The organism is Nonomuraea cavernae, assembly GCF_040655715.1.
In the GTDB taxonomy this organism is placed as follows: domain Bacteria; phylum Actinomycetota; class Actinomycetes; order Streptosporangiales; family Streptosporangiaceae; genus Nonomuraea; species Nonomuraea cavernae_A.
This window is the reverse complement of sequence record NZ_JBFAKL010000040.1, coordinates 32,509-58,511: the sequence shown is the minus strand read 5'-3', so window position 1 is coordinate 58,511 and position 26,003 is coordinate 32,509. Positions and strand designations below refer to the sequence as shown.

29 protein-coding genes are annotated in these 26,003 nt (G+C 71.3%); 13 read left to right on the top strand and 16 right to left on the bottom strand.

The window, feature by feature from the left end; genetic code table 11:
- Nucleotides 1–88: 88 nt before the first annotated feature.
- Nucleotides 89–859: a nuclease-related domain-containing protein gene (locus tag AB0I38_RS37695; RefSeq protein ID WP_358493720.1), complete on the bottom strand. Its 771-nt coding sequence runs from the start codon at nt 857–859 to the stop codon at nt 89–91.
- Nucleotides 860–1,045: 186 nt separating this feature from the next.
- Between AB0I38_RS37695 and AB0I38_RS37690 the strand changes: the two genes are divergently transcribed.
- A complete protein-coding gene (locus AB0I38_RS37690; RefSeq protein WP_358493715.1) occupies nt 1,046–1,636 on the top strand; it encodes a TetR/AcrR family transcriptional regulator in 591 nt (196 codons plus the stop codon).
- Here the strand turns inward: AB0I38_RS37690 and AB0I38_RS37685 are convergent.
- The 3 genes from AB0I38_RS37685 to AB0I38_RS37675 are packed head-to-tail and all read right to left on the bottom strand — an operon-like array spanning nt 1,607 to nt 5,192.
- The gene (locus tag AB0I38_RS37685) at nt 1,607–2,773 is read right to left on the bottom strand and encodes an acyl-CoA dehydrogenase family protein (RefSeq protein WP_358493710.1); all 1,167 of its coding nucleotides are present in this window, start codon (nt 2,771–2,773) and stop codon (nt 1,607–1,609) included. The two genes, AB0I38_RS37690 and AB0I38_RS37685, sit on opposite strands and share 30 nt — an antisense overlap.
- A gap of 35 nt (nt 2,774–2,808) precedes the next feature.
- On the bottom strand, nt 2,809–3,969 hold the full coding sequence (locus AB0I38_RS37680; RefSeq protein WP_358493701.1) for an acyl-CoA dehydrogenase family protein: 1,161 nt from the start codon (nt 3,967–3,969) through the stop codon (nt 2,809–2,811).
- 20 nt (nt 3,970–3,989) lie between these two features.
- Nucleotides 3,990–5,192, bottom strand: a complete 1,203-nt coding sequence (locus AB0I38_RS37675; protein WP_358493694.1) for an acyl-CoA dehydrogenase family protein — start codon at nt 5,190–5,192, stop codon at nt 3,990–3,992.
- A gap of 106 nt (nt 5,193–5,298) precedes the next feature.
- On the opposite strand from AB0I38_RS37675, the gene AB0I38_RS37670 reads away from it, so the two are divergent.
- Nucleotides 5,299–5,877 (top strand): GNAT family N-acetyltransferase, encoded by a 579-nt coding sequence (locus tag AB0I38_RS37670; RefSeq protein ID WP_358493688.1) that lies wholly within the window; start codon nt 5,299–5,301, stop codon nt 5,875–5,877.
- A gap of 131 nt (nt 5,878–6,008) precedes the next feature.
- Here AB0I38_RS37670 and AB0I38_RS37665 read toward each other — a convergent pair whose 3' ends face one another.
- Nucleotides 6,009–6,599, bottom strand: coding sequence for a TetR/AcrR family transcriptional regulator (locus AB0I38_RS37665; protein ID WP_358493680.1), 591 nt, complete (start codon nt 6,597–6,599; stop codon nt 6,009–6,011).
- Nucleotides 6,600–6,681: 82 nt separating this feature from the next.
- On the opposite strand from AB0I38_RS37665, the gene AB0I38_RS37660 reads away from it, so the two are divergent.
- The gene (locus tag AB0I38_RS37660; RefSeq protein ID WP_358493675.1) at nt 6,682–7,842 is read left to right on the top strand and encodes an FAD-dependent monooxygenase; all 1,161 of its coding nucleotides are present in this window, start codon (nt 6,682–6,684) and stop codon (nt 7,840–7,842) included.
- On the opposite strand, the gene AB0I38_RS37655 is transcribed toward AB0I38_RS37660, so the two are convergent.
- The 5 genes from AB0I38_RS37655 to AB0I38_RS37635 all read right to left on the bottom strand — a co-directional run bounded on the left by AB0I38_RS37655 (nt 7,745) and on the right by AB0I38_RS37635 (nt 13,181).
- Entirely contained in the window at nt 7,745–8,629 is an 885-nt protein-coding gene (locus tag AB0I38_RS37655; RefSeq protein ID WP_358493670.1) for a DMT family transporter, read from the bottom strand. The two genes, AB0I38_RS37660 and AB0I38_RS37655, sit on opposite strands and share 98 nt — an antisense overlap.
- Before the next feature lie 121 nt (nt 8,630–8,750).
- A complete protein-coding gene (locus AB0I38_RS37650; protein ID WP_358493667.1) occupies nt 8,751–9,122 on the bottom strand; it encodes a VOC family protein in 372 nt (123 codons plus the stop codon).
- A 49-nt stretch (nt 9,123–9,171) separates the two neighbouring features.
- Nucleotides 9,172–11,322 carry an accessory Sec system translocase SecA2 gene (secA2, locus tag AB0I38_RS37645; RefSeq protein ID WP_358493659.1) on the bottom strand — a complete coding sequence of 717 codons (2,151 nt, stop codon included), beginning with the start codon at nt 11,320–11,322 and terminating at the stop codon, nt 9,172–9,174.
- Nucleotides 11,323–11,540: 218 nt separating this feature from the next.
- Entirely contained in the window at nt 11,541–12,422 is an 882-nt protein-coding gene (locus tag AB0I38_RS37640; RefSeq protein WP_358493654.1) for a DMT family transporter, read from the bottom strand.
- Nucleotides 12,423–12,584: 162 nt separating this feature from the next.
- On the bottom strand, nt 12,585–13,181 hold the full coding sequence (locus AB0I38_RS37635; protein ID WP_358493648.1) for a nucleotidyltransferase: 597 nt from the start codon (nt 13,179–13,181) through the stop codon (nt 12,585–12,587).
- Nucleotides 13,182–13,275: 94 nt separating this feature from the next.
- On the opposite strand from AB0I38_RS37635, the gene AB0I38_RS37630 reads away from it, so the two are divergent.
- Nucleotides 13,276–13,761: a DUF1360 domain-containing protein gene (locus AB0I38_RS37630; protein ID WP_358493644.1), complete on the top strand. Its 486-nt coding sequence runs from the start codon at nt 13,276–13,278 to the stop codon at nt 13,759–13,761.
- An 84-nt stretch (nt 13,762–13,845) separates the two neighbouring features.
- Nucleotides 13,846–13,995, top strand: coding sequence for a GPGG-motif small membrane protein (locus AB0I38_RS37625; protein ID WP_181308348.1), 150 nt, complete (start codon nt 13,846–13,848; stop codon nt 13,993–13,995).
- A 224-nt stretch (nt 13,996–14,219) separates the two neighbouring features.
- On the opposite strand, the gene AB0I38_RS37620 is transcribed toward AB0I38_RS37625, so the two are convergent.
- A complete protein-coding gene (locus AB0I38_RS37620) occupies nt 14,220–14,942 on the bottom strand; it encodes a metallophosphoesterase family protein (RefSeq protein ID WP_358493639.1) in 723 nt (240 codons plus the stop codon).
- Nucleotides 14,935–15,183 (bottom strand): BON domain-containing protein, encoded by a 249-nt coding sequence (locus tag AB0I38_RS37615; RefSeq protein WP_358493636.1) that lies wholly within the window; start codon nt 15,181–15,183, stop codon nt 14,935–14,937. The genes AB0I38_RS37620 and AB0I38_RS37615 overlap by 8 nt, the downstream gene beginning before the upstream one ends.
- A 213-nt stretch (nt 15,184–15,396) precedes the next feature.
- Between AB0I38_RS37615 and AB0I38_RS37610 the strand changes: the two genes are divergently transcribed.
- The 3 genes from AB0I38_RS37610 to AB0I38_RS37600 are packed head-to-tail and all read left to right on the top strand — an operon-like array spanning nt 15,397 to nt 18,561.
- Nucleotides 15,397–15,669, top strand: coding sequence for a hypothetical protein (locus AB0I38_RS37610; protein ID WP_358493631.1), 273 nt, complete (start codon nt 15,397–15,399; stop codon nt 15,667–15,669).
- A gap of 8 nt (nt 15,670–15,677) precedes the next feature.
- Complete coding sequence (locus AB0I38_RS37605) at nt 15,678–16,715, top strand: SDR family oxidoreductase (protein WP_358493627.1); 1,038 nt, start codon at nt 15,678–15,680, stop codon at nt 16,713–16,715.
- A 19-nt stretch (nt 16,716–16,734) separates the two neighbouring features.
- Nucleotides 16,735–18,561, top strand: coding sequence for a transketolase (locus AB0I38_RS37600; protein ID WP_358493622.1), 1,827 nt, complete (start codon nt 16,735–16,737; stop codon nt 18,559–18,561).
- A 22-nt stretch (nt 18,562–18,583) separates the two neighbouring features.
- Here the strand turns inward: AB0I38_RS37600 and AB0I38_RS37595 are convergent, their stop codons facing one another.
- Together AB0I38_RS37595 and AB0I38_RS37590 are read right to left on the bottom strand one after the other, a co-directional pair.
- Nucleotides 18,584–18,970 carry a ChaB family protein gene (locus AB0I38_RS37595; RefSeq protein WP_358493617.1) on the bottom strand — a complete coding sequence of 129 codons (387 nt, stop codon included), beginning with the start codon at nt 18,968–18,970 and terminating at the stop codon, nt 18,584–18,586.
- 13 nt (nt 18,971–18,983) lie between these two features.
- Nucleotides 18,984–19,265 (bottom strand): hypothetical protein, encoded by a 282-nt coding sequence (locus AB0I38_RS37590; RefSeq protein WP_358493614.1) that lies wholly within the window; start codon nt 19,263–19,265, stop codon nt 18,984–18,986.
- Nucleotides 19,266–19,299: 34 nt separating this feature from the next.
- Between AB0I38_RS37590 and AB0I38_RS37585 the strand changes: the two genes are divergently transcribed.
- The 5 genes from AB0I38_RS37585 to AB0I38_RS37565 all read left to right on the top strand — a co-directional run bounded on the left by AB0I38_RS37585 (nt 19,300) and on the right by AB0I38_RS37565 (nt 24,107).
- Nucleotides 19,300–19,809 carry a shikimate kinase gene (locus AB0I38_RS37585; protein WP_358493609.1) on the top strand — a complete coding sequence of 170 codons (510 nt, stop codon included), beginning with the start codon at nt 19,300–19,302 and terminating at the stop codon, nt 19,807–19,809.
- Between the two features lie 12 nt (nt 19,810–19,821).
- Entirely contained in the window at nt 19,822–20,376 is a 555-nt protein-coding gene (locus tag AB0I38_RS37580) for a GNAT family N-acetyltransferase (protein ID WP_358493605.1), read from the top strand.
- 195 nt (nt 20,377–20,571) lie between these two features.
- Nucleotides 20,572–21,792 carry a serine/threonine-protein kinase gene (locus AB0I38_RS37575; protein WP_358493601.1) on the top strand — a complete coding sequence of 407 codons (1,221 nt, stop codon included), beginning with the start codon at nt 20,572–20,574 and terminating at the stop codon, nt 21,790–21,792.
- Nucleotides 21,793–21,838: 46 nt separating this feature from the next.
- The gene (locus AB0I38_RS37570; protein ID WP_358493597.1) at nt 21,839–22,939 is read left to right on the top strand and encodes a winged helix DNA-binding domain-containing protein; all 1,101 of its coding nucleotides are present in this window, start codon (nt 21,839–21,841) and stop codon (nt 22,937–22,939) included.
- 223 nt (nt 22,940–23,162) lie between these two features.
- Entirely contained in the window at nt 23,163–24,107 is a 945-nt protein-coding gene (locus tag AB0I38_RS37565; RefSeq protein ID WP_358493594.1) for a sugar kinase, read from the top strand.
- Between the two features lie 68 nt (nt 24,108–24,175).
- On the opposite strand, the gene AB0I38_RS37560 is transcribed toward AB0I38_RS37565, so the two are convergent.
- Together AB0I38_RS37560 and AB0I38_RS37555 are read right to left on the bottom strand one after the other, a co-directional pair.
- Nucleotides 24,176–24,655, bottom strand: coding sequence for a DUF4232 domain-containing protein (locus tag AB0I38_RS37560; protein ID WP_358493591.1), 480 nt, complete (start codon nt 24,653–24,655; stop codon nt 24,176–24,178).
- A gap of 82 nt (nt 24,656–24,737) precedes the next feature.
- The gene (locus AB0I38_RS37555) at nt 24,738–25,982 is read right to left on the bottom strand and encodes a cytochrome P450 (protein ID WP_358493581.1); all 1,245 of its coding nucleotides are present in this window, start codon (nt 25,980–25,982) and stop codon (nt 24,738–24,740) included.
- Nucleotides 25,983–26,003: the final 21 nt, after the last annotated feature.

The following is a 26,003-nucleotide window of genomic DNA, read 5'->3' as shown; positions in this document are numbered from 1 at the left end:
AGGCGAGCTGTCGGACCACGCGGCCGGACCACCCTGTCAGGCCGCGTGAGCAGGCCGCACGGGCAGGCCGCACGGGCAGGCCGCACGGTCAGGAACGCTGGCGCTGGAGCTCGCGCGCGGCGGTGCGGGCCAGCAGCTCGACCTGCTCGTCACTCAGCACGGTCTCCCGCGAGGACTTGATCTCCCTGGCCACCAGGCGCGGCTTGAGGAGGGTGACGCCCTCGGCGGCGACCGCGCCGCCACGCGGCAGCGAGCCGCAGTGCACGGCGAGCAGCGGCGTGATCCGGACCGGGATGCCGGTCTCGCGGGTCAGCAGCTCGGCGAACGCCTGGGCGGTATCGACCAGCGGCTTGGCCACCTTGGTGCCGTATCTCTCGCCGAAGAACAGCCGCTCGGCGTAGGTGGCGATCTCGGTGTCGGGGCTCCACGACTCGTTGTCGACGATCCAGACGCCGCCGGGGCCGATCACCAGGTGGTCGATGGACGCCTGGTCCCTGATGGCCCGCCCGTCGAGGACGTGGTAGCCCTGCCTGCCGAGCGCGCGCCGCAGCAGCCGGCGGGTGATCACCTCACCGCGCCGCCTGCCGCGCCAGACGGCGGTGGCGCGGAAGGACCGCCAGTCGAGCCACCAGTCGGCGCCGGCCACGACCCCGGCGAGCGCGAGACCGCACAGGGCGGCGAGGTCGACCTCGAACCTGAGCGCCAGGGCGATGCCCGCCACGAAACCGGCGCCGGCCTTGACGATGCGCGACCGCTGCCGGCTGCGGGCGTCCTCGCGCCAGAACTTCTCGTAGTACCACTGCGGCGACGAGCCAGTGAACTTCTCGTCCTGCTGCACGTAGATCGAGCCACCAGGCACGGCTAACTCCCCGAATGAGTTGTGACCATGAGGATCTGCCACGCCGAAGATCCCTCGCCTGATCAAGTATTACCCCACTCCAAGCAAGGGCACCCTAAGGTGACGGAAATAGCACCCAGAAGGCCAATAGAAGACCAATCAACCGACCAGTCGGTATGCTGAGGCAGGTGATGGAGGGGGACACGGGTGAAAGAGGAACCGGTACGCCAGCGGCTACTGGGAGCGGCGACACGGCTGTTCGCCGAGCGTGGCTTCGAGAGCACCTCGGTCCAGGAGATCGTACTGGCGGCGGGCGTCACCAAAGGCGCAATGTACCACTATTTCAGCTCAAAAGATGATCTACTGCAAGAGATCTACGGCCGCCTGCTGCGCATGCAGATGGATCGGCTGACCGCGATCGCCGACGGCCCCGAGCCGATCGCCGAGCGGCTGCACAGGGCGGCGGCCGACGTCGTGGAGACCACGACGGCCAACCTCGACGACTCGAAGATCTTCTTCCGCTCGATGCACCTGCTGGCGCCCGAGACCCAGAAGACCGTGCGGGCCGAGCGCCGCCGCTACCACGAGCGCTTCCGCGCCCTGGTGGCCGAGGGACAGCGGGCGGGCACGTTCAGCGACCGGGTGCCCGCCGAGCTCGTCGTCGACTACTTCTTCGGCTCCGTGCACCACCTGGGCACGTGGTACCACGCGGACGGGCCGCTCACCGGCGCCCAGGTGGGCAGGCACTTCGCCGACCTGCTGCTCACCTCACTCGGGGCCGGGCACCCCGGCGAGTGAGGCCAGCGCCTCGCGGTGGTCGCCGGGCGTGCCGAGCGCGATCTCGGTGGCCTTGGCGCGCTTGAGGTAGAGATGCACCGGGTGTTCCCACGTCATCCCGATGCCCCCGTGCAGTTGCAGCGCCTCCTCCGCGGTGTGCACCGCCACACCGCCGTTCCACGCCTGCGCCACGGCGGCCGACACGGCCGACCCCTCGGCGACGGCACCCCGGGCGGCGGCCCTGGCCCGGACCACGTCGAGCCACAGATCGGCCAGGCGGTGCTTGATCGCCTGGAACGACCCGACCGGCCGGGCGAACTGGTGGCGTTCCTTCACGTACGCGAGCGTCGTGTCGAGGCACCACTCGGCCACGCCCAGCTGCTCGGAGGCGAGCAGCCCCGCGCCGAACCTCAGCACCTCGGCCAGATCCACCGGGCCGAGCGGCACGGCGAGGGCGTCGTCGAAGGTGACGGTGGCCACCGGCCGGGTCAGGTCGAGCGATGGCACGACCTCGACGCTCGCGCCCTCGACGAGGTACAGGGTGCCGTCGACCGGCACGAGCAGCACGTCGGCCACGTCGGCTCCGGCCACGTCGGCTCCGGCCACGTCGGCTCCGGCCACGCCGGAGACCGAGCCGGACAGGCGGGTGCCGTCGTCGCCGGCCCGCACCGCCGACCCGCGCTCCGGCCGGTACGGTGACGCGGCGAAGGAGACGGCCAGGGCGGCCGTGGCGCGTCCTTCGGCCAGCCGGCCGAGCAGCTCACGGGCCCGGTCCGCGGCGACCGTCTGAGGCGGCTCACGGTCCTGCTCCGCGGCGACCGTCTGGAGCAGCGCGCGGGTGGCCAGCACCGCGCTGGTGAAGTAGGGCACCGGGGCGACGCCCCTGCCCAGCTCCTCCAGCACCACCGCCGCCTCGCTGGCGCTCGCGCCGGCCCCGCCGTACTCCTCGGGGATGAGCAGCCCGGCCACGCCGATCTCGCCCGCCAGCGTCTTCCACAGGTCAAGGTCGTAGACGGAGCTCGCGGAGCTGAGGAGCTCGCCACGATAGGGCTCGGACTCGATCCGCTTCAGCACCGCCGCGGGCGGGCAGCGGTCGGCGAGCAGCCCGCGCACGGCGGCCCGCAGCTCCTCCTCGATTTCGGTATACAGCAGCGTCATGGGGCGCTCCCCCTTCTCTTCCGCCACACCGGCCGTCATCGGGGCAGGTCCTTCCAGGGCACGTTCTTGTCGACGCGGGGTTCGGAGGGCAGGCCGAGCACCCGTTCGGAGATGATGTTGCGCAGGATCTCCGAGGTGCCTCCCTCGATGGAGTTGCCCTTGGCCCGCAGATAGCGGTAGCCGGCCCCGCGGCCGTAGAAGTCGACGCCCTCCGAGCGGCGGAACGTCCAGTCGTCGTAGCCGAGGTCACGCCTGAGCTCGACGTCGAGGCCGGACAGCGCCTGGTTGAGCTTGGCGAACGACAGCTTCATGCCCGAACCCTCCGGGCCGGGCTGGCCGGCGACCAACTGCTCGCGCAGCCGCGCGCCGGACAGGCGGGTCACCTCCGCCTCCACCCAGAGCGACAGCAGCCGCTGGTGCAGGTCGTGCGTGCGCAGCTCGGGGTGCTCGCGCCAGGTCTCCAGCACGGAGCCGAACATGCCGCCGCCGCGACGGACGGGAGCGCCGCCGATCGCGACGCGCTCGTTCATCAGCGTGGTCTGCGCGACGCGCCAGCCGTCGCCCACCTCGCCGAGCCGCAGGTCGTCGGAGAGCCGCACGCCGGTGAGGAACACCTCGTTGAACTCGGCCTCGCCGGTGATCTGGCGCAGCGGCCGCACCTCGACGCCGGGGGCGTGCATATCGCAGACGAAGTAGGTCATGCCGCGGTGTTTGGGCACGTCGGGGTCAGTGCGGGTGACCAGGATCGCCCACCGGGAGTGGTGGGCGCCGGACGTCCAGACCTTCTGGCCGTCCACGACCCACTCGTCACCGTCGCGGACCGCCCGCGTGGCCAGCGTGGCCAGGTCGGAACCGGCGCCGGGCTCGCTGAAGAGCTGGCACCAGATCTCCTCGCCGGTCCACAGCGGCCTCAGGAACCGGCGCTTCTGCTCGTCGGTGCCGAACGCCAGGATCGTCGGAGCCGCCATGCCCAGGCCGATGCCCTGGACGCTGCTGAGCTGGGGCGTGTCGGCCAGCTCGCGTTCGACCACCTGCTGCAGCTCGCGTGACACCCCCAGCCCGCCGAGCCCCTCGGGGAACCAGACCCACGCCAGCCCGGCGTCGAACCTGGCCCGCAGGAACTCCAGCCGGTCGCCACTCGGGTCGTTCTGGTCAAGGAACGCGGCTGTGCGCTCCTTGAGCTGTGCTTCGTCCACTCCAGCTCCCTTGCGATCCGTCACATGTACTTCTTGAGCTCGCGGTGGGCCAGCGACCGCTTGTGCACCTCGTCGGGGCCGTCGGCCAGGCGCAGGGAGCGGGCCCCGGCCCAGAGCGCGGCCAGCGGGAAGTCCTGCGAGACGCCGCCCGCCCCGTGCACCTGGATGGCCTTGTCGAGGATCCACTCCACGGTGATCGGCGTGGAGATCTTGATGGCCTGGATCTCGGTGTGGGCGCCCTGGTTGCCGACGGTGTCCATCAGCCAGGCCGTCTTGAGCACCAGCAGCCGCAGCTGCTCGATCCGGATGCGCGACTCGGCGATCCAGTCCTGGATCACGCCCTGCTGGGCGACGGGCTTGCCGAACGTGGTCCTGCTCAGCGCCCGCCGGCACATGAGCTCGATGGCGCGCTCGGCCATGCCGATCAGCCGCATGCAGTGGTGGATGCGGCCAGGGCCGAGCCTGGCCTGAGCGATGGCGAAGCCGCCGCCCTGCTCGCCGATCAGGTTGTCGGCGGGCACACGGACGTCCTCGAAGACGATCTCGGCGTGCCCGCCGTGGTCGGAGTCGCTGTAGCCGAACACGTGCATGCCGCGCTTGATCTGCATGCCCGGGGTGTCGCGCGGCACCAGGATCATGCTCTGCTGCCGGCGGGCCGGCGCCTCGGGGTCCGTCTTGCCCATCACGATGAAGATCTTGCAGTCGGGGTTCATCGCCCCTGAGATGAACCACTTGCGGCCGTTGATGACGTACTCGTTGCCGTCGCGGACGATCGACGTCGCGATGTTGGTGGCGTCGGAGGAGGCCACGTCGGGCTCGGTCATCGCGAAGGCCGAGCGGATCTCCCCGTCGAGCAGCGGCCGCAGCCACTCCTTGCGCTGCCACTCGCTGCCGAACATGGAGAGGACCTCCATGTTGCCGGTGTCGGGCGCGGCGCAGTTGGTGGCGGCGGGCGCGAGGTTGGGGCTACGGCCCATGATCTCCGCCAGCGGCGCGTACTGCAGGTTGGTCAGCCCCGCGCCGTGGTCACCGGGCAGGAACATATTCCATAGGCCGCGTTTTCTGGCCTCGTCCTTCAGGTCGGCGAGCAGCGGTGGCGGGCTCCATCCGCTGGTCGCCGCCTGCTCCTCGAAGGCGGCCTCGGCTGGGTAGACGCATTCGTCCATGAAGCGCAGCAGTCGTTCGCGCAGGTCCTCGGTGACGGCGTCGAAGGCGAAGTCCATGTCGTGAGCCTACCGACCGGCCGGTATGTCTGTCGACAGGTGGTTTCCAGCGAAAACAGCCATGTGGCCGTAACAGCCCGCCCGGCCGGGATCTAACGTGACCACCATGACCGCGAAGCTCCCTTCACCCGTGACGCTCGAGAACGACGTCGTCCGACTCGAACCTCTCACCATGGCCCACATACCCGACCTGTTCGCCGCGGGCGGCGGTGACGAGGAGGTCTGGCGCTGGCTGCCCGCGGCGGCGCCCCGCTCCGAGGAGGAGCTGGCGCGGATCGCCCGCACGCTGATCGAGGACGACCGGCACGTCCCGTTCGCGGTGATCCCGCGGAAGACCGGCCGGGCCACCGGCTGGACCACCTACTGCGACGTGCCCGGCTTCGACGAGAGCGTCGAGATCGGCTGGACGTGGTACGGCAGGGCGTTCTGGCGCACGGCCGTCAACACGGGCTGCAAGCTGCTGCTCATCGACCACGCCTTCGACAAGCTGGGCTTCAACCGGGTCGCGCTCAAGACCGACGTGCTCAACCTGCGCTCACAGAACGCGATCAGGCGGATCGGCGGCCTGCACGAGGGCACCCTGCGCCGGCAGCGCAGACGCCCCGACGGCAGCTGGCGCGACACCGTCTACTTCGGCATCCTCCAGGAGGAGTGGCCGGATCACCGGGCCCGCCTGACCCTCTGAGCGTTCCCAGGACCCGCCCGGCCACCGATGCCGCCAGGCCGGGCCGGGCCCGCCACCGATGCCGCCGGGCCGGGCCGGGCCCGCCACGGTGCCGCCAGGCCGGACCCCGCCGGCCGGCCGGGCCGGCGTTTTCAGGCCAGCATGCCGGTCAGCAGCTCGCGGATCGCCGCGCGCAGCTCGTCGAGTGACGGCTCGGCGCCCGCTCCGGCTATCGCGTCGAACATGATGCCCTCGCCGTACGCCACGAGCCGGTGCGCGTGTCGTACCGGATCGGGCGAGCCGGCGGCGGCGAGCAGGGCGACGGCGGGGTCACGGAAGCGGCGGCCCGCCTGGTCGTAGATCACGCGCAGCTCGGGCCGCCGGGTGGCCTCCAGAGCGAGCTCGTATCGGGCCAGCGTGCGCCGCGGGTCGCGCAACTGCGTGTGCAGCGCCTCGGCCAGCAGCTCCGGCAGGTCGCCGGACCGGTCCCCGGCCTGCCCGGCCTGCCCGGCCGGCCGTGCGGGCGGACCGGACGCGAGGAGCGGGGCCAGAGCCTCCTCTTCCAGCTCCGTCAGGCGTGACAGCGTCAGCTCCAGGAGGGCGGCGCGGGTGCGGGCCAGGTTGGAGGTCGACCCCGGCGGCAGGCCGGCGGCCTCGTCCACGGCGCGGTGGGTGAGCCCGCGCATGCCTCGCTCGGCCAGCAGGCTGATGGCGGCCTCCGCGACCTGGTCAGAGCGCTTCACGGGCACCGATACTACACCGGTAGTAAGACCTCACTACAGGCGTAGTACGCTGAGACTACAGACGTAGTGAAGGAGGCGGAGCATGCCGAATGCCGTGGTGATCGGCGGGGGCGTCGGCGGGTTGACCGCTGGGATCGCGCTGCGCGAGCGGGGCTGGGACGTGACCGTACTGGAGCGGGCGAAGCACCTGGACCAGGTCGGCTCGGGCCTGGCCATCGCGGTCAACGCGCTGCGCGCCCTCGACACGCTGGGACTGGGCGACCGGATCCGCGAGCTGTCGAGGTTGCAGGGGGAGGCCGGGATATGCCGGCCCGACGGCCGGTGGCTGATGCGCACCAGCGAGGGGCGGGCGCGCGAGCGATACGGCGACTCGGTGGTCGTCATGTTGCGGGCCACGCTCGCGGAGGTCCTCGCCGACGCCCTGGGCGAGCAGCGCCTGCGGCTGGGCACCACGGTCACCGGTGTCGACCCCGTCACCGGTACCGTCCACACCGGCGCGGGCGACCTGCGGGCCGACCTGGTCGTGGCGGCCGACGGCATCCACTCGGCCACCAGGAGCGCGCTCTTTCCGGAGCATCCCGGGCCGGTCTACTCGGGGGTGACCGCGTGGCGCGGGCTCGTGCCGAGCTCGGGCCCCGTGGTGCGGAGCACGGAGACGTGGGGCAGGGGGCTGGTGTTCGGCGTCCATCAACTGGCCCGCGACCTCGTCTACTTCTACGCGACCGACCAGGCGCCGGCCGGGGCCGCACCCGCCGACGAGCGCGAGGAGCTGCTACGCAGGTTCGGCGGGTGGCACGAGCCGATCCCGGAGCTGCTGCGCGCGGTGGACCCCGCGCGGATCCTCCGCAACGACGTCCACTACCTCGACCGCCCGCTGCCCGCCCTCCATCGGGGCCGGGTGGCGCTGCTCGGCGACGCGGCCCATCCGATGACGCCCAACCTGGGCCAGGGCGCCTGTCAGGCGATCGAGGACGCGGTCGTGCTCGCCCATGTGGCCGGGGGCGACCTCGCCGGCTACACGGCCGCCCGGCTGCGCCGCACCACCGATATCGTGCGCCGCAGCATGACCATCTGCCGGGCGACCAAGACGCGCGCCCCCGCCGTGGTGCGGCTTCGCGACCTGGCGATGTCGCTGGCCGGGCGGCTCAGCCCAGATCTGATGTTGCGTTCATTCGACGGGGTGCTGGACTGGACTCCACCGGCGCCGGCTTCGAGTGGTCAGGGGCCAGCCGCCCGAGCGTGATCGTGCCGCCGATGGTCAGCGCGGCCGCGAGCAGGGCGGGGATGGCTGTCGCGGGACTCGTCGGCAGCGGCTCGCCGAGCAGGATCACCCCGGCCAGCACCGAGGTGACGGGGTCGATCACCTGCACGCCGGCGTAGGCGATGCCGAAGTAGCCGACCGCGTAGGACCGCTGCAGCAGCACCACGGCGGCGATCAGCAGCACCGGCACGGCCAGGGTGAACCAGTGCAGCAACCGCCCCAGGTCGCCCTCCAGCCCCCCGCCGACCACCCGGACGAACGTGGACACGCTGGCGGTCACGGCCCCCGCCGCCACGGACAGCAGCAGGGCCCGGGCGGGACCGCGTGTCCGGCTCGCGGCCAGCTGCGTGATGAGCACCACCACGCCGATCACCGCGATGAACGCGATCGCGGCGCCGCTGCTCAGCCGGGGCGTGACGTTGTGGGTGGGAACCAGCATCATCAGCCAGAGCAGCCCGACGGCCACCGCGATGGAGCCGAAGATCTCCCCCTTGTACGGTCTGCGCCCGTACATGAACGCGGCCAGCGGCACCGCGAACACCAGCGTGGCCACGCTGATCGGCTGGACCACGACCAGCGGCGCGAGGCTCAGCGCCACCGCGTGCAGGCAGGCACCGGTGAACCCGATGATCCCGCCGATCCACCAGCGAGGGCGCCTCACCAACTTGAGCGAGGCGCCCTCCACCACTGCTTCGTACTGCTGCAGTGCCGCGCCGAGCGCGTATCCGAGGGCGCCGGCCAGGGCGATGAGCAGCCCGGCCCAGCTCATGCGCGCCCGCGAAGGCGCGAAGATCCCGTCAAGAGCATTGCTCCAGCTTAGATCCCGGGCCGACCGCTGGAATCACCCTTTAGGCCAATCCTTGCCTCTTCGTCCGCCGTCGCCGCCGTCACTATTTCTCTGGACAGACGCAGAAGAGATGCCCCTCAGGATCCTGGAGGACGATCCAGCCCACGCCGTCATCGGTGATACCCGGCTGGAACTCGGGCCTGGTGGCGCCCAGCGCGATGTACTCCTCGACGGCCCGCTCCACATCCGGCACCCGGAAGTCCAGGTGGAACTGCTTGTCCGGCCCCGGCCACGCCGCCGGCCTGCGGTCGGGGACCCGGCCGAAGTAGATGGCGGTGGTGCCGTCGCCCACCGCGGCGTACTCGTCCTCGGAGTACTGGATGTCCAGGCCGGTCACCTGGTGGTAGAACTCGGCCAGCTTCTTGGGCTCCGCGCAGTCAAGGCTGACGGCCAGGAGCTTCGCTTTCGTTGTCATGCTTCGAGGCTCCCAGTCGTACCTGCCATCCTCTGTCAGGTACGGAGGATCAGCTCTTGCGCGCGGGCGAGGACACCCGCTTGAGGATGCGGTCCCACTCGGTGCCGAACGGGTTGTCCTGCACCAGGTAGGTCCACGTCGCGGTGGGCCGCTTGAGGTCGGGCTCGGGCGCCTCGAACGACTCCAGCGAGCGCCGCTCGACCTCGCCCAGCAGCGACTTGTACTCGGCCACGGCCTCGCGGTGGAACTCGTCGATCGGGCTCATCCGGCCGAGCGCACGCAGGTGGATGCCCTCGCGCAGGTCGGTGAGGAAGGCCAGGTGCTCGGTCCAGCACCGGTCGATCGCGTGCAGCACGATCTGCCGGGCCGTCTCCTCACGGGTGTCGGCGGGCATCGACTCCCAGCGCTCGGGGTCCTTCTCGGCCAGGGCGCGGGCGGCCGCGTCGCTGTGCAGGACCTTGTCGCGCCACTCCAGGATGAGCTCGCGCTGGTGCTCCAGCAGCCGGGTGTAGCGCCAGGTGTTGCGGTGGATCTGCAGGTGCACGCCCTCGGCGATGCGCTGGGCGTGGCCCACCAGGTAGGTGCCGCGGCGGTGGCGCACCAGGCCGTCGGAGTCCGCCGCGGGCGGGCGCTCGTCGGAGACGAACTGCGTGATCAGCTCGTCCTGCATGCTGACGAAGAACACCGAGCCGCCTGGGTCGCCCTGCCGGCCCGCCCGGCCGCGCAACTGGTCGTCGAGGCGGCTGCTGGCGTGGCGGCCGGAGCCGATCACGTACAGGCCGCCCAGCTCGGGCACGCCGTCGCCGAGGCGGATGTCGGTGCCGCGCCCGGCCATCTGGGTGGAGACGGTGATGGCGTCGCGCTCGCCCGCCCTGGCGATGATCGCCGCCTCCTCGGCGTCGTTCTTCGCGTTGAGCACGACCGGCTCCAGGCCACGCCGCTGCAGCAGCAGGGCGAGGTTCTCCGACTCGGCCACGTCGAGTGTGCCGATGAGGATGGGCCGGCCGGTGGCGTGGGCCGCCTGGATCTCCTCGACCAGCGCGGCGTCCTTCTCGGGCGCGGTCGGGTAGATGCGGTCCGGCTCGTCCTTGCGGACGCACGGGCGGTTGGACGGGATCACCGCGACCTTCAGCCCGTAGAACTCGCCGAGCTGCTCGCTGACCGCGACCGCTGTGCCGGTCATGCCGGAGATCTGCGGATAGCGGCGGATCAGGCCCTGCACGGTGATGGAGTCGAGGATCTCGCCCTTCTCACTGGGCGCCAGCGTCTCCTTGGCCTCCACGGCCGCCTGCAGACCGTCGGGCCAGCGCTGCAGGAGCGCCACCCGGCCACGCGAGGGGTTGATCAGCTGCACCCTGCCGTCGCGCACGATGTAGTCGACGTCGCGGGTGAGCAGCGCGTGAGCGTGCAAGGCCAGGTTGAGCTCGATCAGGACGCCCGGCTCGTGCTCGTCGTAGAGCTCGACGCCGAGCAGGTTCTCGACCGTGTCGGCGCCCTTGGGGGTCAGGTAGACGTTGCGGGCCTGGTCGTCGACCTCGTAGTGGTAGCCCCTGACCAGCTGCCGGGCCAGGAGGGCCATCTCCGGCACCGCGCTGCCGGCGTCGGACGCGCCGGCCATGACCAGCGGCACCCGGGCCTCGTCGACCAGCACCGAGTCGGCCTCGTCGATCAGCGCCACCTCGGGCGCGGGCACGATCAGCTCGCTCGCGTCAGTGCGGAGCCGGTCGCGCAGCACGTCGAAGCCGATCTCGCTGACGGGCCCGTAGGTGACGTCCTTCGCGTACGCCTCGCGCCGCTCGTCCGGTGTGGAGCTCTGGCCGATCCAGCCGACCGTGACGCCCATCGCCTCGTAGAACGGCGCCATCCACTCCGCGTCGCGCCTGGCGAGGTAGTCGTTGACGGACATCACGTGCACGCGCTTGCCCTGGAGCGCGTAGCCGGCCGCGGCCATCGCGCCGGACAGCGTCTTGCCCTCGCCGGTGGCCATCTCGGCCACCTTGCCGTCGAGCAGGGCGAGCGTGCCCAGCACCTGCGCGTCGTACGGCCGCAGCCCGAGGGTGCGGTCGGCGGCCTCGCGGGCGACGGCGCAGAACTCGGCCAGGTCGTCCATCGAGGGCTGTGGCAGCTCGTCGAGCTTCCCGATCCGGTCGGCCCGGTCACCGGCGGCCTTGACGACCTTCTTGTACGGGCTCAGACTCACGCCCCCTGGACGATCCAGGAGATTTCTGAAGATTCCGGAAATCGACGCCACAGTCCCTCCAACGCACACTTGGTCGGCACCGTTCCCCTTATGCCCCTATGCATGAGGTCTGGACGGAGTCAGGAGCGGAGCGACGGTACGACATGCGTCGCCGTACCGGACCCTAACCCATGAGACGGCCTGCACCGTCACTCCGCTCCGCTACCCGGGCGGTCCGCTCACTCCTGGCCGGCCGTGGAGCCGGCCCTCGTGGTGAGCACCACCACGGCGGCCAGCAGCAACGCGCACCCGCCCCAGGCGAGAGGCGTGAGCCGCTCGCCGAACAGCACCACGCCCAGCACGGCCGCGCCCACCGCCTCGACCAGCGAGATGATCGACACGGTGGTGGCGTCGAGCGCGGTCAGCGCGCGGAAGAACAGCCCGTACGCCAGCGCGGTCGGCACCGCCCCGAGATAGAGCAGCAGTGCCACCGACGGCAGGCTGAGCTCCGGCAGCACCCCGTCGGCCAGCGCGAACGGCGCCAGGCAGATCGCGCCGACGAGGAACCCGCCCACGGCCGTGCCCTGGGGGTCGTCCTGGTGACGCCGCGAGAACACCGTCACTCCGGCGTAGCCGGCGGCCGACAGCAGCGCGAACGCGATCCCGGCGAGACCGCCGCCGCCTTCCACCGCGGACTCCCCGGTGAGCAGCGCCAGCCCGGCGAGCGCGGCCGCCAGGGCGGTGAGCCCGACACGGCCGAGCCGCTCACGCAGCAGGATCCGGCCGCCGAGGGCGGTGAAGACGGGAGTGGCTCCCATCGTCACCACGGTCGCGACCGCCACGCCGGACTCGGCGATCGAGGCGAAGTAGGCCGTCTGGTAGACGGCCATGCCCGCGCCCACGACGACGACCCGAGGGCTGAGCCGGTCGAACCGGCCGCCCGTGAGGCGGGTCAGGGCGAGCAGGAAGGCGGCGCCGAGCAGGTAGCGCCAGAGGGAGACGCCGACGGGGCCGAGCCCGCCGGACTGGAAGAGCAGCGACCCGGCGGCGCCGCCGGTGCCCCAGGCGGTCGCGGCCACGGACACGTAGAGCGCGCCCCGCCGCGCGGAAACAGGGGTCATGACAGATCTCTCCGGATGGAGTGGTCGGAAGTGGGCCCGTCGTGCGGGCAGCGACCATCCCCGGATCGAAGAGATCCGGAAAATTCAGGAGATGCCGCCCGCTACAGGGCGGGCGGCGGGGAGCAGATCAGAAAGCGCGGCATGATCACACCTTAACGGCCGTCACGGCCAGGCGGGGTCGCCCGTGGGGTGCACCGGGGTGTCGAGCACGCCAAGGCGTTCGAGCAGGGTGAGGAACGTGGCGGCGTACGGCGAGTCGGCCGTCACCGTGGCGACCCGCGTCCAGTCGACCTGCTCGCGCAGCGCCCGCACCTGCGGCAGCAGGCCGCCGTAGTCGCAGGCGTGCTCGGACAGCGGCAGCAGCCAGGAGATGACCAGGTCGGTCGCCTCCAGCACGGGCACGATCACCGCCGACGCCTTCATCGGCTCGGCCCGGTCGAGCAGCTCGTCGGTGATCGGCCGGTCGGACACCCGGAAGATCAGGTCCACCAGCCGGCCCTCGTCGAACGCCTTGACCAGCCAGTCCTCCGGCGGCTTGGCGGTCTGGAAGCCCATCCCGCGCAGCGCTTCGAGGGCGGCGGGCACGTCGTGCTCGGTGAGGACGAAGTCGACGTCGTGCAGTGAGGGCGCCGCGCCCCTGGCGTAGGCCGCGCAACCACCGGCCAGCGCGAACTTCACGCCGGCGTCCTTCAGCCCCGAACTCGCCCGCTTGAGGGTGTCGAGGATGGCGTCGGTGACCGCGTGACTGTGGCTGCCCATGTGAGCGGGCTACCCCTACGATCGCCGGATAGACGTCTTCGGCCGCGCCGGTCGGGGACCGAGTAGCCGCCCGGCACAGGGGTAGCGCGTGCCCATGAATGACTTCCTCGAGAAGACCGAACAGGAGTACGCGGGCGAGCACGACCGGCCGCTCAAGTCCTACCTCCGCATCCTCAGCGTGTACGGCGGCGCGGTCGCGACGGGCGTCGCCGTCGCCGCGCTGACCGGCCGGCGGGCACCCGAGCGCGTCGGGCTGATGGACCTGGCGCTGATGGCGGCCTGCACGCACAAGGTGTCACGGCTGATCGCCAAGGACCCGGTCACGAGCCCGCTGCGCGCGCCGTTCACCACGTACGAGGGCGTCAGCGGGCCGTCCGAGCTGAAGGAGGAGCCGCGCAACGCGATGGGCGAGCTGCTGGCCTGTCCGTTCTGCCTGGCCCAGTGGACGGCCACCGCCTACGCCGCCGGGCTGGTCTTCGCGCCCCGGTTCACCCGTCTGGCCGGGCTCACCATGACCGCGGTGGCCGCCTCCGACTGGCTGCAACTGGCGTACGCCAAGCTCATGCGCTCGACCGAGTGACCACAGGCCCTGTGACATAGGGGAAGAAACGACCGCAACCGAAAAGAATGTTAAAGGTCTGGCGCTCAGGGCAGAAGCGGGCTCATGGCTACTCTGCTATGGATCATCGCTGTCATCCTCGTCATCTCCGGCATCTACGTGATTCTGGCCCGGCGCGACCTGCTCTGGGGAATCGTCCTCATCGTCATCGGTTTCCTGGTCGGTCCCGGCGGTGTCAGCATCTTCAATGTCTAGGGGCGCGGGGCGCCCCATCCGCCTTCCCACTGGGCCGGGACCCCATTCCGGTCCAGTGGTCTGCCTGGATTTTCCGGCATGTCGAGCCGTGCGTTCCTCGTACTTATGTCGCAGGGCATGACCCATCCGTTCGACGGCCGCTATGTGCCGGAGCCGGTGGCTGCTCGTATACGCGAGCAGCCGGCCCGGCTCCGGCCGGACCGGCGTGCCCCTGGGTGAATGAGCTAACCGCCGTTGAGGCAGTAGACGGCGTAGGCCCGGCCGAGCACGGGCAGCGCGACGTTGCGCACCCGGATGCCGCCGGGCGTGAGCCCCTTCTCACTGCCCTTGTGGGCGTGCCCGTGCAGGATCAGCTCCGCGCCCGCGGTGTCGACCGCCTCGGCCAGCAGGTAGCTGCCGAGGAAGGGATAGATCTCCAGCGGCTCCCCTTCGAGCGTCTCCTTGATGGGGGAGTAGTGCGACAGCACCACGCGCCGGTCCACCTGCATCTCCTTGAGCGCCACCTGCCAGGCGTCGGCGATCTGCCGGGTGTGACCGACGAAGTCCTTGATCTCGCGCTCGCCGAACTCGCTCGCGCACTTGCCGGCGAATCCGCCGCCGAAGCCCTTGCCGCCGACCACGCCCAGCTTGGAGTCGCCGCACTGGATCACGACGCCGTCGTCGTCGAGCACGATGACCCCGGCGTCACGGAGCACGGCGGCGATCTCGTGCTGCAGGTCGGAGTGGTAGTCGTGGTTGCCGAGCACGGTGACGGCGGGCACCGGCAGGTCGCGCAACTCGTCGGCCACGACCCTGCCCTCCTCCAGGGTGCCGTGCCTGGTCAGGTCACCCGCGAGCATCAGCACGTCGGCGCGATCCTCGATGCCCTTGAGTCGTTCCCGGTAGGTGCCCCGGGCGTCTTCGCCCAGATGGAGGTCGCCCGCGGCCGCGATGCGCAGATCAGTCAAGATGCTCATCCTCTCCCGGCTCGCCGTAGTCGACGATCTTGATCTCGTTGTGCATCCTCAGGCCGGGCGCCGCCTCGTGGGCCACCGCCCCCAGCCGTTCGCGTTGCTCGGCACCGCTCACCTTGCCGCGCAGGAACATCTGGTCGCCCCTGATGTCGACGTGGATGCCGAGCTCGTGTGTACGCGTGTCCTCGGCCAGCGCCTGCTGGACCCGGGCCGCGACGTACTGCGGTGCTTCCATCGCACTCCCCTTTCCAGTCGCCGCATGCCCATGGAAGAACGCCTCAAACGGCGCGTACGAGGGCGATGGCCGCCCGTTCCACCGGGCCGTACGCCGCCTACCGGCCGAAGCCCGCCACGGCTCCCCGCCACCGCGGAAGAAGCCCAGGTCTCGGGCACCTTGCCCCGGCTTCCCCGGACGTTAGACGGCAAACGGTCCGGGCAGGTGTGCGCCATGTCTGAGAAAAGCGACTGGGAACGCCGTGAACAATGGGAAGGGCGGTCGGAATCCGGCAAACCGATGGTGCCGGCGACGCCACGCGACGTCGTGCACATCAGGGTCGGCTCCTTCGTCCTCGTCTTCGCCTTCGCCTTCGGTGTGCTGGGCATCATCGCCCAGGCCTACGTGGTCACCGTGATCGCCGTCGTGGCCGCCGTGGTCACGATCGTCGACATCGTGCTCGCCGTACGACGCCAGAAGGACCGCAACGTGGGAGAGGCAGGCTGAGAGAAGGCATGCGACCGCAGCAGGAAGATCTTCAGCACAACGACGGGCTCCGCGACAAGGTGGTCGTGGTCACCGGGGCGAGCGGCGGTGTCGGGCGGGCCGTGGTGCGCCTGCTCGGCGAGAAGGGCGCCAGGGTCGCGCTGATCGCCCGGGGCACGACCGGCCTGGGCGCGGCCGCCGTCGACGTGGGCGTGGCGGGCGGGAGCGGCCAGGTCTACGAGGCGGACGTCGCGGACTACGAGCAGCTGCGCAAGGCGGCCGAACGCGTCGAGGCCGAGGTGGGCCCCATCGACGTGTGGATCAACGTCGCCTTCTCCTCGGTCTTCGCCAAGTTCACCGACATCTCGCCCGAGGAGTACGAGCGGACCACCGCCGTCACCTATCTCGGGTACGTCTGGGGCACCCGGGTGGCCCTCGACCTGATGCGCCCGCGCGGCAGGGGCACGATCGTGCAGACCGGATCGGCCCTGTCGCAGCGCGGCATCCCCCTGCAGTCGGCCTACTGCGGCGCCAAGCACGCGGTCAAGGGCTTCACCGAGTCGGTGCGCACGGAACTGCTGGCCGAGCGGAGCGGGATCCACATCACCATGGTCCAGCTGCCCGCGGTCAACACCCCGCAGTTCGACTGGGTGCTGAACAAGCTGCGCCGGCACCCTCAGCCGGTGCCTCCCATCTACCAGCCGGAGGTGGCCGCCGACGGCATCGTCTACGCGGCCGAGCACCCGGAGCGCAAGGAGTACTGGGTCGGCATCACCACCGCCGCCACCCTGCTCGCCCAGCGCGTCGCCCCGGCGCTGCTGGACCGCTACCTGTCCCGCACCGGCGTGGACTCGCAGCAGACCACCGAGCAGACGCCCACCGGCGTGGCCAACCTCTGGGAACCGGCCGACGAGACGCGCGACTACGGCGCCCACGGCAGCTTCGACCAGCGCTCCCACGGCCGAAGCCCGCAGCTCTGGCTCTCCCAGCACCGCCGCCCCGTCCTCCTCGCTCTCGGCGCCGGCGCGCTGGCGGGCGCCTTCGCTGCCCTTCGCCGCGCGGGCTGACGCCCCCGGAAGGAACCTCATGCCTGAACGCGATCTTCAGTATCTGTCCGACCTGGCCGCCCAGTTGCGCGTGGACTCCGTACGCAGCTCCGCGGCGGCCGAGTCCGGGCACCCGACCTCGTCGATGTCGGCCGCCGACCTGATGGCCGTGCTGTTCACCTGTCACCTCCACTACGACTTCGCCCGGCCGGAGGACCCCGCCAACGACCACCTGATCTTCTCCAAGGGGCATGCCTCCCCCTTGCTCTACTCGCTGTACAAGGCGGCGGGCGCGCTCACCGACGAGGAGCTGCTCTCCTTCAGGAAGCAGGGCAGCCCGCTGGAGGGGCATCCGACCCCGAGGCTGCCCTGGGTGGACGTGGCGACCGGATCACTGGGGCAGGGTCTTCCGGTCGGCGTGGGCATCGCGCTGGCCGGGCGGCTGGAGCGGCTGCCGTACCGGGTGTGGGTGCTGTGCGGCGACGGCGAGCTGGCCGAGGGGTCGATCTGGGAGGCCGCCGAGCACGCCGGCGACGCGGGCCTGGCCAACCTGACGTTGATCGTGGACGTCAACCGGCTGGGACAGCGTGGCCCGACCCGGCACGGCTGGGACACCGGCGCGTACGCCCGCAGGTTCGGCGCGTTCGGCTGGCACACGATCGAGATCGACGGGCACGACCCGGGCCAGGTCGACTTCGCCCTGAGCGACGCCCGCAACACCCGCAGGCGGCCGACCGTGATCCTGGCCAAGACCCGCAAGGGCGAGGGCGTCCTGGAGGTCGAGAACCGCGAGGGGGCGCACGGCAAGGCGCTGAAGGACCCCGACGCGGCCATCGACGCGCTGGGCGGCCCGCGCGACATCACCGTCGACGTGCACCGGCCGGAGGCGGGAGCCGAGCCGTACCGGTTCGAGGGAGGTTCGCTCAGCCTGCCGGAGTACGCGGTCGGCGAGCGGGTCGCGACCCGGACCGCCTACGGCGAGGCGCTGGCCGCCGTGGGCGCGGCCCGCGGCGACGTGCTGGCGCTGGACGGGGAGGTGGCCGACTCCACCAAGACCCAGGAGTTCGCCACCGCGTTCCCCGAGCGGTTCTTCGAGATGTACATCGCCGAACAGCAACTGGTCGCGGCGGCGATCGGCCTGCAGGTGCGCGGCTGGATTCCGTACGCGGCGACGTTCGCGGCGTTCCTGACCCGGGCGCACGACTTCATCCGGATGGCCGCGGTGAGCCGGGCGTCGATCAGGCTGGTCGGCTCGCACGCCGGGGTGTCGATCGGCGAGGACGGCCCGTCCCAGATGGGGCTGGAGGACCTGGCCATGATGCGCGCGGTCCACGGCAGCACGGTGCTCTACCCGTGTGACGCCAACCAGGCGGCGGCTCTGACGGCCGCGATGGCCGACCTCGACGGGGTGTCCTACCTGAGGACGACCCGCGGCGAGACGCCGGTGATCTACCCGCCGGGCGAGCGCTTCTCCGTGGGAGGCTCCCGGGTGCTGCGGCACTCCCCCTCCGACCGGGCCACGATCGTGACCGCGGGAGTGACCGTGCACGAGGCCCTGGCGGCCGCCGACGAGCTGGCCGGGCAGGGTGTCCAGGTCGGTGTGATCGACCTCTACTCGATCAAGCCCGTCGACGCCGCCGCGCTCGCGGAGGCCGCGACCACCACGGGCAACCTCATCACGGTGGAGGACCACCGGCCGGAAGGCGGGCTCGGAGACGCGGTGCTCGACGCCGTCAGCGAACTGGGGCCGAGAGTGATGAAGCTGGCCGTACGGGACCTGCCGGGATCCGCGACCCCGGCGCAACAGCTGTCGGACGCCCGCATTGACCGCCACGCGATTGCGGAGGCGGTCAAGCGGTTGCTGTGAACGGGCGGCTGAACGGACAGGGTCAGCCGCGGGCCTTGGCGCCGGCCCGCCGGTTGGCCTTCTTGATCGCTTCGACCAGCTCCGGCTTGGTCATCTTCGACCGGCCGGGGATGTCGAGCCTGCTCGCCACCTGCCTCAGGAGCTCCTTGTTGGCGTTGGCGTCGACGCCCTCGGCCGTCCTGCCGGAACGGTCGAGGGCGCCCTGGTCGGACGGGCCCTTGCGCGCCTTCGGCTCCCAGTGGTCACCCACCTTCTCGAAGGTGTGCTTCAGGGCGGAGAAGGCCGTCATGTGGGCGCGGCGGCCCTCGCCGTACGTCTTGACGGCGGAGTCGTGCGCCTTCATCCAGGTGTCCTGCGCCTTCTTCGGCGAACGACGGATGGTCGACGGCAGTTCCTCGCGGGCTGGCATGACGCTGCACCTCCTACAGCGGCGGTTCGTCGTAGCGGCGGCGCTCCTCGTACACCGTGGTGCGCCGCGTCTCGGGCTCGTCGACGAGCTCGTGGCGAACGACGGGCTCGTCGATGGGGCCGACGGCTCTGCGGGTGACGCTGATCCGGTACAGGCCGAACAACAGCCCGACCAGGCCGCCGATCATCAGAATGACCCCGACCACGTTGATGTCGAGACCCGCGAGATCGAACTCCACGGCCCAGGTGAGGATCGCGCCGAGCATGATGAGGATGATGCTTCCGGCGATGGTCATGATTACCTCCTTGACAGAAGGAACCTCTTTCCTCATGGCAAAAAACAAACCAGTAGTGCTGGTCGGGTTGATGGGCTCCGGCAAGTCGACAGCCGGTCGCCTGATCAGCGACGCTCTCGGCCGGCCGTTGAGCGACAGCGATCCCTTCCTCCGGGCTCGTTACGACGCCACGGCGGCGCAGATCGCGGCCGGCGAGGGGGCGGTGAGCCTGCACGAGCGCGAGGCGGAGCACGTGCTGGTGGAGCTCCGCGGCGAACCGAAGGTGATCACCGCCGCGGCGAGTTCCGTCGAGGACCCGCGGGTCCGCGAGGCCATGCGCGGCGCCCTGGTGGTGTGGCTGGACGCCCCCGACGCGGTGCTGGCCGAGCGGATGCGCACCGGCGACCACCGGCCCGCCTTCCCCCCGGAGACCGTGCGGGCCCGGCGCGAGCCGTACTTCCGCGAGGTGGCCGACCTGACCTTCGACGTGAGCGTGACGACGCCCGAGGAGATCACGGCGGCCGTGTTGGCCGAAATGGGATTGCCCGCGGCTGATCACGGCTGATAGCCAGGAGGGATGTTCGCTGAGAAACCCACTCTCGCGGGCGAGCGCGTGACGCTCGTCCCGGTCGGCCCCGAGCACGCCGAGGGCCTGTACGACCTGGTCACCGACCCGGAGGTGCGGCGGCTGACCGGCTCGCACGCGGAGTTCGACCGGGACACGGCACGCCAGTGGTACCTGACGAGGGGCGGGCGTCCCGAACGCCTCGACCTGGCGATCACGGCCGGAGACGCGTACGTGGGCGAGATCGTGCTCAACGAGCTCGACCCGGCCAACCTGGCCTGCAACCTGCGGATCGCGCTGCTCGGCGCGCGGGTGTTCGGCAAGGGCTACGGCACCGAGGCCATCACGCTGGTGCTCGGCCACGCCTTCGCGACGACGCCGCTGCACCGGATCAGCCTCGACGTGCACGCCTTCAACGACCGGGCCAGGCACGTCTACAAGAAGGTGGGGTTCGTCGAGGAGGGCGTGCGCCGCGACGCGCTGCTGTGGGACGGCGAGTGGCACGACTCGGTGACCATGTCGGTGCTGCGGACCGAGTGGCTGCCAAGATCGGAAAGCCTGGCATAATGATCATGACGCACGGGTCCTCCGAGGCGCGCGGGGGGCCTGTGACGTTCTTTCCCCGGCCCGATGGCGGGCACTTTCCCGGCTGACGGTGAGGCACCTTCCCCCAGCTGACGGTGGGGCGTCTTCCCTGGCCCGGCGGCGGGCGTCAACCAATCGCCGGTTTCGCGCATCTAAGCGTCAGTGACGATGCGCTTGGTGCCTGGTGACCCGGAGAGCCTCGGCGGCTACTGGCTGGCGGGACGGCTCGGCGCGGGCGTCCGGGGCGTGGTCTACGACGCCTACGACGGCGAGGGCCGCCGCTTCGCGGTCAAGGTGCCCCGGGGCGAGGTCACCGAGCAACTGGGCGACGCCGTCTGGCGGGTGGCGCCACACCACCTGGCCCGGGTGGTCGCCGTCGGGGTCGACCGGTCGGTCCCCTACATCGTCAGCGAGTTCGCCGAGGGGCCCGACCTGCGGCAGGCGGTCGCCGTCCACGGGCCCTACACGGGCACGGAGCTGGACGCGCTGGCCGGCGCGCTCGCCACGGCGCTGCGCACCCTGCACGCGGTCGGCATCGCCCACCGCGACCTGCGGCCCGAGAACGTGCTGCTCTCCCCCGGCGGGCCCACCCTGATCGACCTCGGCGTGGCGGCGCCCGGCTCGCTCGGCACCCGCACCTACCTGGCGCCCGAGGTCGTCACCGGACGGCGGGCGGGGCCGGCGGCCGACGTGTTCGCCTGGGGCGCCGTACTGCTCTTCGCCGCGACCGGCCGCGACCCGTTCCACGGTGACAGCCCGGGCGGCGTGATGCACCGGCTGCTCGCCGTGGACCCCGAGCTGGACGAGCTCCCCGTCCGCTTGCGCGAGCTGGTCGGCCGGGCCCTGTCCAAGGACGCCACGGCCCGCCCCACCGCCACCGACCTGCCGCTCTGGGTCGAGCCGCCGGACGCCCCCGAACCACCGGCCACCGCCGGGTCGCCGCGCGGCCCCGAGCCGCGGGGCTGCGCCACGGCCCGGCTGGAGCCTCCCGGCGGCCTGGCGGGACCGCGCTCGCTCGGCGAGGTGGCGGAGGAGGTCTACAGATCGCTGACGCCGAAGCAACGGGAAGAGGCGCCGGGACTGCTGCTGCGGCTGCTCGACGGCGACGCCGTGTCGGGTGACGAGCACGGCACCCTCGCCCGCCTCACCGACGCGGGCCTGCTCGTACGGGAGAGCGTACGGGTCGCGCCCACCCAGACCGAGGTGGGCAAACTCGTGGCCGTGAACGGCGACCGGGTCATCCCGGCCAGTGCCGCGCTCGTCCACGCCTGGCCCCGGCTGCGCGCGTGGGCCGACGACCGGCGAGCCGCCCCCACGGCCGCCCTCCGAGGCGGCGCCCGGCTACCCGGCGTGGCCGCTGAGAGGCAGATCCCCGGAGCAGCCATGATCGGCGGGTGACCATCGCGGAACAAAGTCTTCCGCGATAGCCCCTACGGTGTGCGGCATGGATCCCCTCATCAGTCGCCGGGCCCTCAACCGGGCCACCCTGGACAGGCAGCTGCTGCTACGCCGCACGGACCGGCCCGTGCGCGACGTGGTCGAGCACCTCGGCGGCCTGCAGGCGCAGACCCCGCACACCTGGTACACCGGGCTGTGGAACCGGATCGAGGGCTTCCAGGCGTCCGACGCCTCCGGCCTGCTGGCCTCGCGCGAGGTCGTCCGCATCGCGTTGCAGCGCTCGACCATCCACCTGGTGAGCGCACGCGACTGCCTGGCGATGCGGCCGCTGGTGCAGGTGGTGACCGAACGGATGACCCGCACCACGTTCGGCCGGCGGCTGGCGGGCGTCGATCTCGACGAGCTCGCCGCACTCGGACGGGCGCTGCTGGAGGAACGCCCTCTGACGTTCGCCGAGCTGGGGCGGCGGCTGGCCGAGCGGTGGCCGTCGAACGATCCGCACGCCCTGGGCCAGGGCGTGCGGTGGCTGGTGCCGCTGGTGCAGGTGCCGCCTCGCGGGCTCTGGGGCACCAGCGGGCCGATCGCGCACGCTCCCGCGGACTCGTGGCTGGGGTTCTCGGCACCCGCCATGACGGCCGCCGAGCTGGTGCTGCGTTACCTGGCCGCGTTCGGTCCCGCGACGGTCAAGGACGTGCAGATTTGGTCGGGGCTGACGCGGCTGGCCGAGGTGGTGGAGGGGTTGGCGCTGGCACGGTTCCGGGACGAGGACGGCCGCACTTACCACGACTTGCCAGACGCTCCACGGCCTTCCGAGGAAACGCCAGCGCCCGTCCGATTGATGTACGACTTCGACAACCTCTTCCTTTCATATGCGGAGAGGTCGAGAGTGATCACCGAGACCGGGTTCGCCGCCATGAGCGGGTTCATGGGCACCAACGTGATGCCGCGCCTCATCCTGGTCGACGGCTTCACCGCCGGTGACTGGACCGTGCGGCGCGCCAAGGGCACCTCGACGCTCACCATTCACCAGTGGGAGCCGATCGCCCCGCTGGACGAGGTGCGGGAGGAGGCCCTGCGCCTGCTGTCCTTCCTGGCCCCCGGCGACACCCACGACGTCGCCGTCTCCCACGGCCCCTCCGCCACGTGACACCACCCGGGCCGCCATCGACGTCAGGAGCCGCTCGCGGGCACGGGCATGCCTGAGAGCGCGTGCTCGACGACGATATGGTGACAACGAGGGAATGATCGCCACATCCACCGCGCTGGTGCCGTGGTCACAGCCGCCCTCGTCTGGGCCTTACCGCGCGGGTGAGGGCGCTGGGCGCGGATGACCAGGGATCGCGCGTCTTGAGAAAGCTGAGCACGACTCGATGACCGACCTGGTGACCTTCGGCGAGACCATGGCGCTGTTCACGGCCCGCCGTACCGGCCCGATGCGGTTCGCCCGTGACTTCGACCTGGGCATCGGCGGCGCCGAGTCCAACGTGGCGATCGGCGTCGCCCGCCTCGGCCACGACACCGCCTGGATCGGCCGCGTCGGCGCCGACGAGTTCGGCGACCTGATCCGGGCCACGCTCATGGGCGAGGGGGTGCTGACCCACGCGATCGCCGATCCCGGGGCGCCGACCGGCCTGATGATCAAGGGCCGGCGCACCGCCGACCTGATCGACGTCAGCTACTACCGCAAGGACAGCGCCGGCTCCCGCCTGTCCCCTGGCGACCTCGACCTCGATCTCATCAGGTCCGCCCGGATGCTGCACGTCTCGGCGATCACGCCCGCCCTGTCGGTTTCGGCCCGCGAGGCGGTACGGCACGCGATCACCGAGGCGCGGGGCGCCGGGGTGCCCGTGTCGCTCGACATCAACTACCGGGGACGGCTGTGGTCGCCCGGCGAGGCCGGTGCGTGGCTGCGCGAGACGGTCGGCGACGTGGACGTGCTGTTCGCCACCGAGGCCGAGGGCCGCCTGATCGCCGACGCCGACGGAGCCGCCGACCTGGCCAAGGCGCTGGCCGCGCTGGGGCCACGGCACGTCCTGGTCAAGTTCGGCGCCAAGGGCGCCATGGAGTTGTCCGACGGCGAGATCCGGCACGCGGAGCCGTACCAGGTGACCGAGGTCGACCCCGTGGGGGCCGGGGACGCCTTCGCGGCCGGGTGGCTGGCCGACTGGCTGGCCGGCGCGTCACCCGACCAGCGGCTGCGGACGGCCTGCGCCGCCGGGGCGTTCGCCGTCACCTCGCAGGGCGACTGGGAGAGCCTGCCCCGCCGGGCCGACCTGCGGCTCCTGCACGGCTCCGCCGACGGAGTGACCCGCTGACACCTCCAGGCGACGAGCGTGACCAGGAAGCACGCCCCCAGGGGACGGGCGCCGGCGGGGAGCACGCCCTAGGCGACGGGGGTGACGTCGATGTGGCAGACCCGCTCCTCCGCGAAGGCGATCGTGCTGGCCGGCCCGCCGCCCGGTGGGGTGACCTGGAGGGCGGTCGGCGTGACGCAGTCGGTCTCGACGACCGTCCAGTGCAGGACCGCGCCGGCCGTGTCGCCCGGCTGGAGCGTGACGACGGGTGACGGCCCGTCGGCCGCGCTCACCGGCAGGGACAGAGCGGCGCCCTGCGCGGAGAGCAGGACGAGCTCAGGACGTCCGTACAGGGTGCAGGCGGTCTCCGACCGGTTGGTGAACTCCAGTGGCGCGTAGCGGTTGCCCGCGCCGGAGTCCACCCGGCCCAGGTCCACCCGGAGGCGGGCCGCCGAGCACTGCCCGGCGACCGCGGGCTCGTGCCCCGGCACAGACTGCGCGAACGCCGGGGCGGCGCCGCCTGCCAGCAGGAGCCCGCCCACGATCCCGGCGATCCGAATACTTCTCATCAGGAGTGTTATGCCCATGGCAGGCGGTTTTCTTTCACGTTCGCGGCGATATTGCCGGAATACGGCCGTGGAACGCGGCAGGTCAGGCGAGCGTGACCGTGACCGGAAGCTCCTTGACGCCGTTGACGAAGGTGGACCGGACCCGTCTGATGTCCCCCGCGAACCGGATGTCGGCCAGCCGGGGCAGCAGTTCCTCGAACATGATCCGGATCTCCAGCCGGGCGAGCGCGTTGCCCAGGCAGAAGTGCGGACTGCCCTTGCCGAACGTGAGGTGGTCGTTGTCCGGCCGGGTCACGTCGAAGCTGTAGGGCGAGTCGAAGACCCTCTCGTCGCGGTTGCCGGAGGCGAACCACATGACGACCTTGTCCCCCTCGGCGATCTTGCGGTCGCGCAGCTCCACATCGCGCGTCGCCGTACGGCGGAAGTGGTAGACCGGAGGTCCCCACCGCAAGAACTCCTCGACCGCGACCGGCATCAGGCCGGGATCGGCCCGCAGCTTGTCCGCCTGCTCGGGGTGCTCGATCAGCGCGCGCATCGTGTGGGTGATGGCGTGCCGAGTGGTCTCGTTGCCGGCCACGACGAGCAGCAGGAAGTAGTTGTCGAAGTCGGTCGGTGAGAGCGGCACGCCGTCGGCCGTGGGCTCGTTGACCAGCTTGCTCACCAGGTCGGCGCCGTCGCCGCCGCGCCGCCGGCGGGCCAGGTCGCGGCCGTACTCGAAGACCTCCAGCGAGGCGGGGCTGCGGAAGGGCAGGTCGCGGTACTTCTCGCTCTCCTCGCTGTGGATCAGCACGTCGGCGTACTCGGGGTCGGTGTTGCCGATGATCCGGTTGCCCCAGTCGATGAGCTGTTGCGTGTCGCTCTCGGGCACGTCGAGCATCTTGGCCAGCACGTTGATGGGGAAGTCGGCCGAGACCTCCTTCACGAAGTCGAACGTGCCCTTGGCCAGGGCCGCGTCCAGGGTGCGCGCGGTCAGGCCGCGCAGGAAGACCTCGTAGCCCGCGATGGCCCTGGCGGTGAACTGGCGCTGCAGGATGCGGCGCAGCACGCCGTGGCGAGGACCGTCAGTCTCCAGCAGTGATCGCCTGATGGTGGCCTGCCGCTCGTCGACCTCCTCGAGGTTGACGAACTTCGAGGAGGTGAAGGTCTCGGCGTCGCGGTCGACCCGCACGATGTCCTCGTGTCTGGTCACGGACCAGAAACCGCTGCCGTGCTCCTCCTCCTGCCAGTGGACGGGCGCCTCCGAGCGGAGCACGTCGAACATGCGCCACGGGGTCTCGCCGTCAAGGAATTTGTCGTTGTCCGCCAGGTCGACGTCTTCCAGGCGCATGGGGGTCCCTCCGAGGATGTG

What these genes read in the sequence shown, in the direction of transcription:
- AB0I38_RS37615 (WP_358493636.1), bottom strand. Translation starts at nt 15,183, where the DNA reads ATGGAAGCACCGCAGTACGTCGCGGCCCGGGTCCAGCAGGCGCTGGCC.
- AB0I38_RS37595 (WP_358493617.1), bottom strand. Translation starts at nt 18,970, where the DNA reads ATGCCAGCCCGCGAGGAACTGCCGTCGACCATCCGTCGTTCGCCGAAG.
- AB0I38_RS37605 (WP_358493627.1), top strand. Translation starts at nt 15,678, where the DNA reads ATGCGACCGCAGCAGGAAGATCTTCAGCACAACGACGGGCTCCGCGAC.
- AB0I38_RS37675 (WP_358493694.1), bottom strand. Translation starts at nt 5,192, where the DNA reads ATGGACTTCGCCTTCGACGCCGTCACCGAGGACCTGCGCGAACGACTG.
- AB0I38_RS37610 (WP_358493631.1), top strand. Translation starts at nt 15,397, where the DNA reads ATGTCTGAGAAAAGCGACTGGGAACGCCGTGAACAATGGGAAGGGCGG.
- AB0I38_RS37560 (WP_358493591.1), bottom strand. Translation starts at nt 24,655, where the DNA reads ATGAGAAGTATTCGGATCGCCGGGATCGTGGGCGGGCTCCTGCTGGCA.
- AB0I38_RS37625 (WP_181308348.1), top strand. Translation starts at nt 13,846, where the DNA reads ATGGCTACTCTGCTATGGATCATCGCTGTCATCCTCGTCATCTCCGGC.
- AB0I38_RS37630 (WP_358493644.1), top strand. Translation starts at nt 13,276, where the DNA reads ATGAATGACTTCCTCGAGAAGACCGAACAGGAGTACGCGGGCGAGCAC.
- AB0I38_RS37555 (WP_358493581.1), bottom strand. Translation starts at nt 25,982, where the DNA reads ATGCGCCTGGAAGACGTCGACCTGGCGGACAACGACAAATTCCTTGAC.
- AB0I38_RS37635 (WP_358493648.1), bottom strand. Translation starts at nt 13,181, where the DNA reads ATGGGCAGCCACAGTCACGCGGTCACCGACGCCATCCTCGACACCCTC.
- AB0I38_RS37650 (WP_358493667.1), bottom strand. Translation starts at nt 9,122, where the DNA reads ATGACAACGAAAGCGAAGCTCCTGGCCGTCAGCCTTGACTGCGCGGAG.
- AB0I38_RS37655 (WP_358493670.1), bottom strand. Translation starts at nt 8,629, where the DNA reads ATGAGCTGGGCCGGGCTGCTCATCGCCCTGGCCGGCGCCCTCGGATAC.
- AB0I38_RS37565 (WP_358493594.1), top strand. Translation starts at nt 23,163, where the DNA reads ATGACCGACCTGGTGACCTTCGGCGAGACCATGGCGCTGTTCACGGCC.
- AB0I38_RS37580 (WP_358493605.1), top strand. Translation starts at nt 19,822, where the DNA reads ATGTTCGCTGAGAAACCCACTCTCGCGGGCGAGCGCGTGACGCTCGTC.
- AB0I38_RS37660 (WP_358493675.1), top strand. Translation starts at nt 6,682, where the DNA reads ATGCCGAATGCCGTGGTGATCGGCGGGGGCGTCGGCGGGTTGACCGCT.
- AB0I38_RS37670 (WP_358493688.1), top strand. Translation starts at nt 5,299, where the DNA reads ATGACCGCGAAGCTCCCTTCACCCGTGACGCTCGAGAACGACGTCGTC.
- AB0I38_RS37600 (WP_358493622.1), top strand. Translation starts at nt 16,735, where the DNA reads ATGCCTGAACGCGATCTTCAGTATCTGTCCGACCTGGCCGCCCAGTTG.
- AB0I38_RS37590 (WP_358493614.1), bottom strand. Translation starts at nt 19,265, where the DNA reads ATGACCATCGCCGGAAGCATCATCCTCATCATGCTCGGCGCGATCCTC.
- AB0I38_RS37685 (WP_358493710.1), bottom strand. Translation starts at nt 2,773, where the DNA reads ATGACGCTGCTGTATACCGAAATCGAGGAGGAGCTGCGGGCCGCCGTG.
- AB0I38_RS37640 (WP_358493654.1), bottom strand. Translation starts at nt 12,422, where the DNA reads ATGACCCCTGTTTCCGCGCGGCGGGGCGCGCTCTACGTGTCCGTGGCC.
- AB0I38_RS37585 (WP_358493609.1), top strand. Translation starts at nt 19,300, where the DNA reads ATGGCAAAAAACAAACCAGTAGTGCTGGTCGGGTTGATGGGCTCCGGC.
- AB0I38_RS37570 (WP_358493597.1), top strand. Translation starts at nt 21,839, where the DNA reads ATGGATCCCCTCATCAGTCGCCGGGCCCTCAACCGGGCCACCCTGGAC.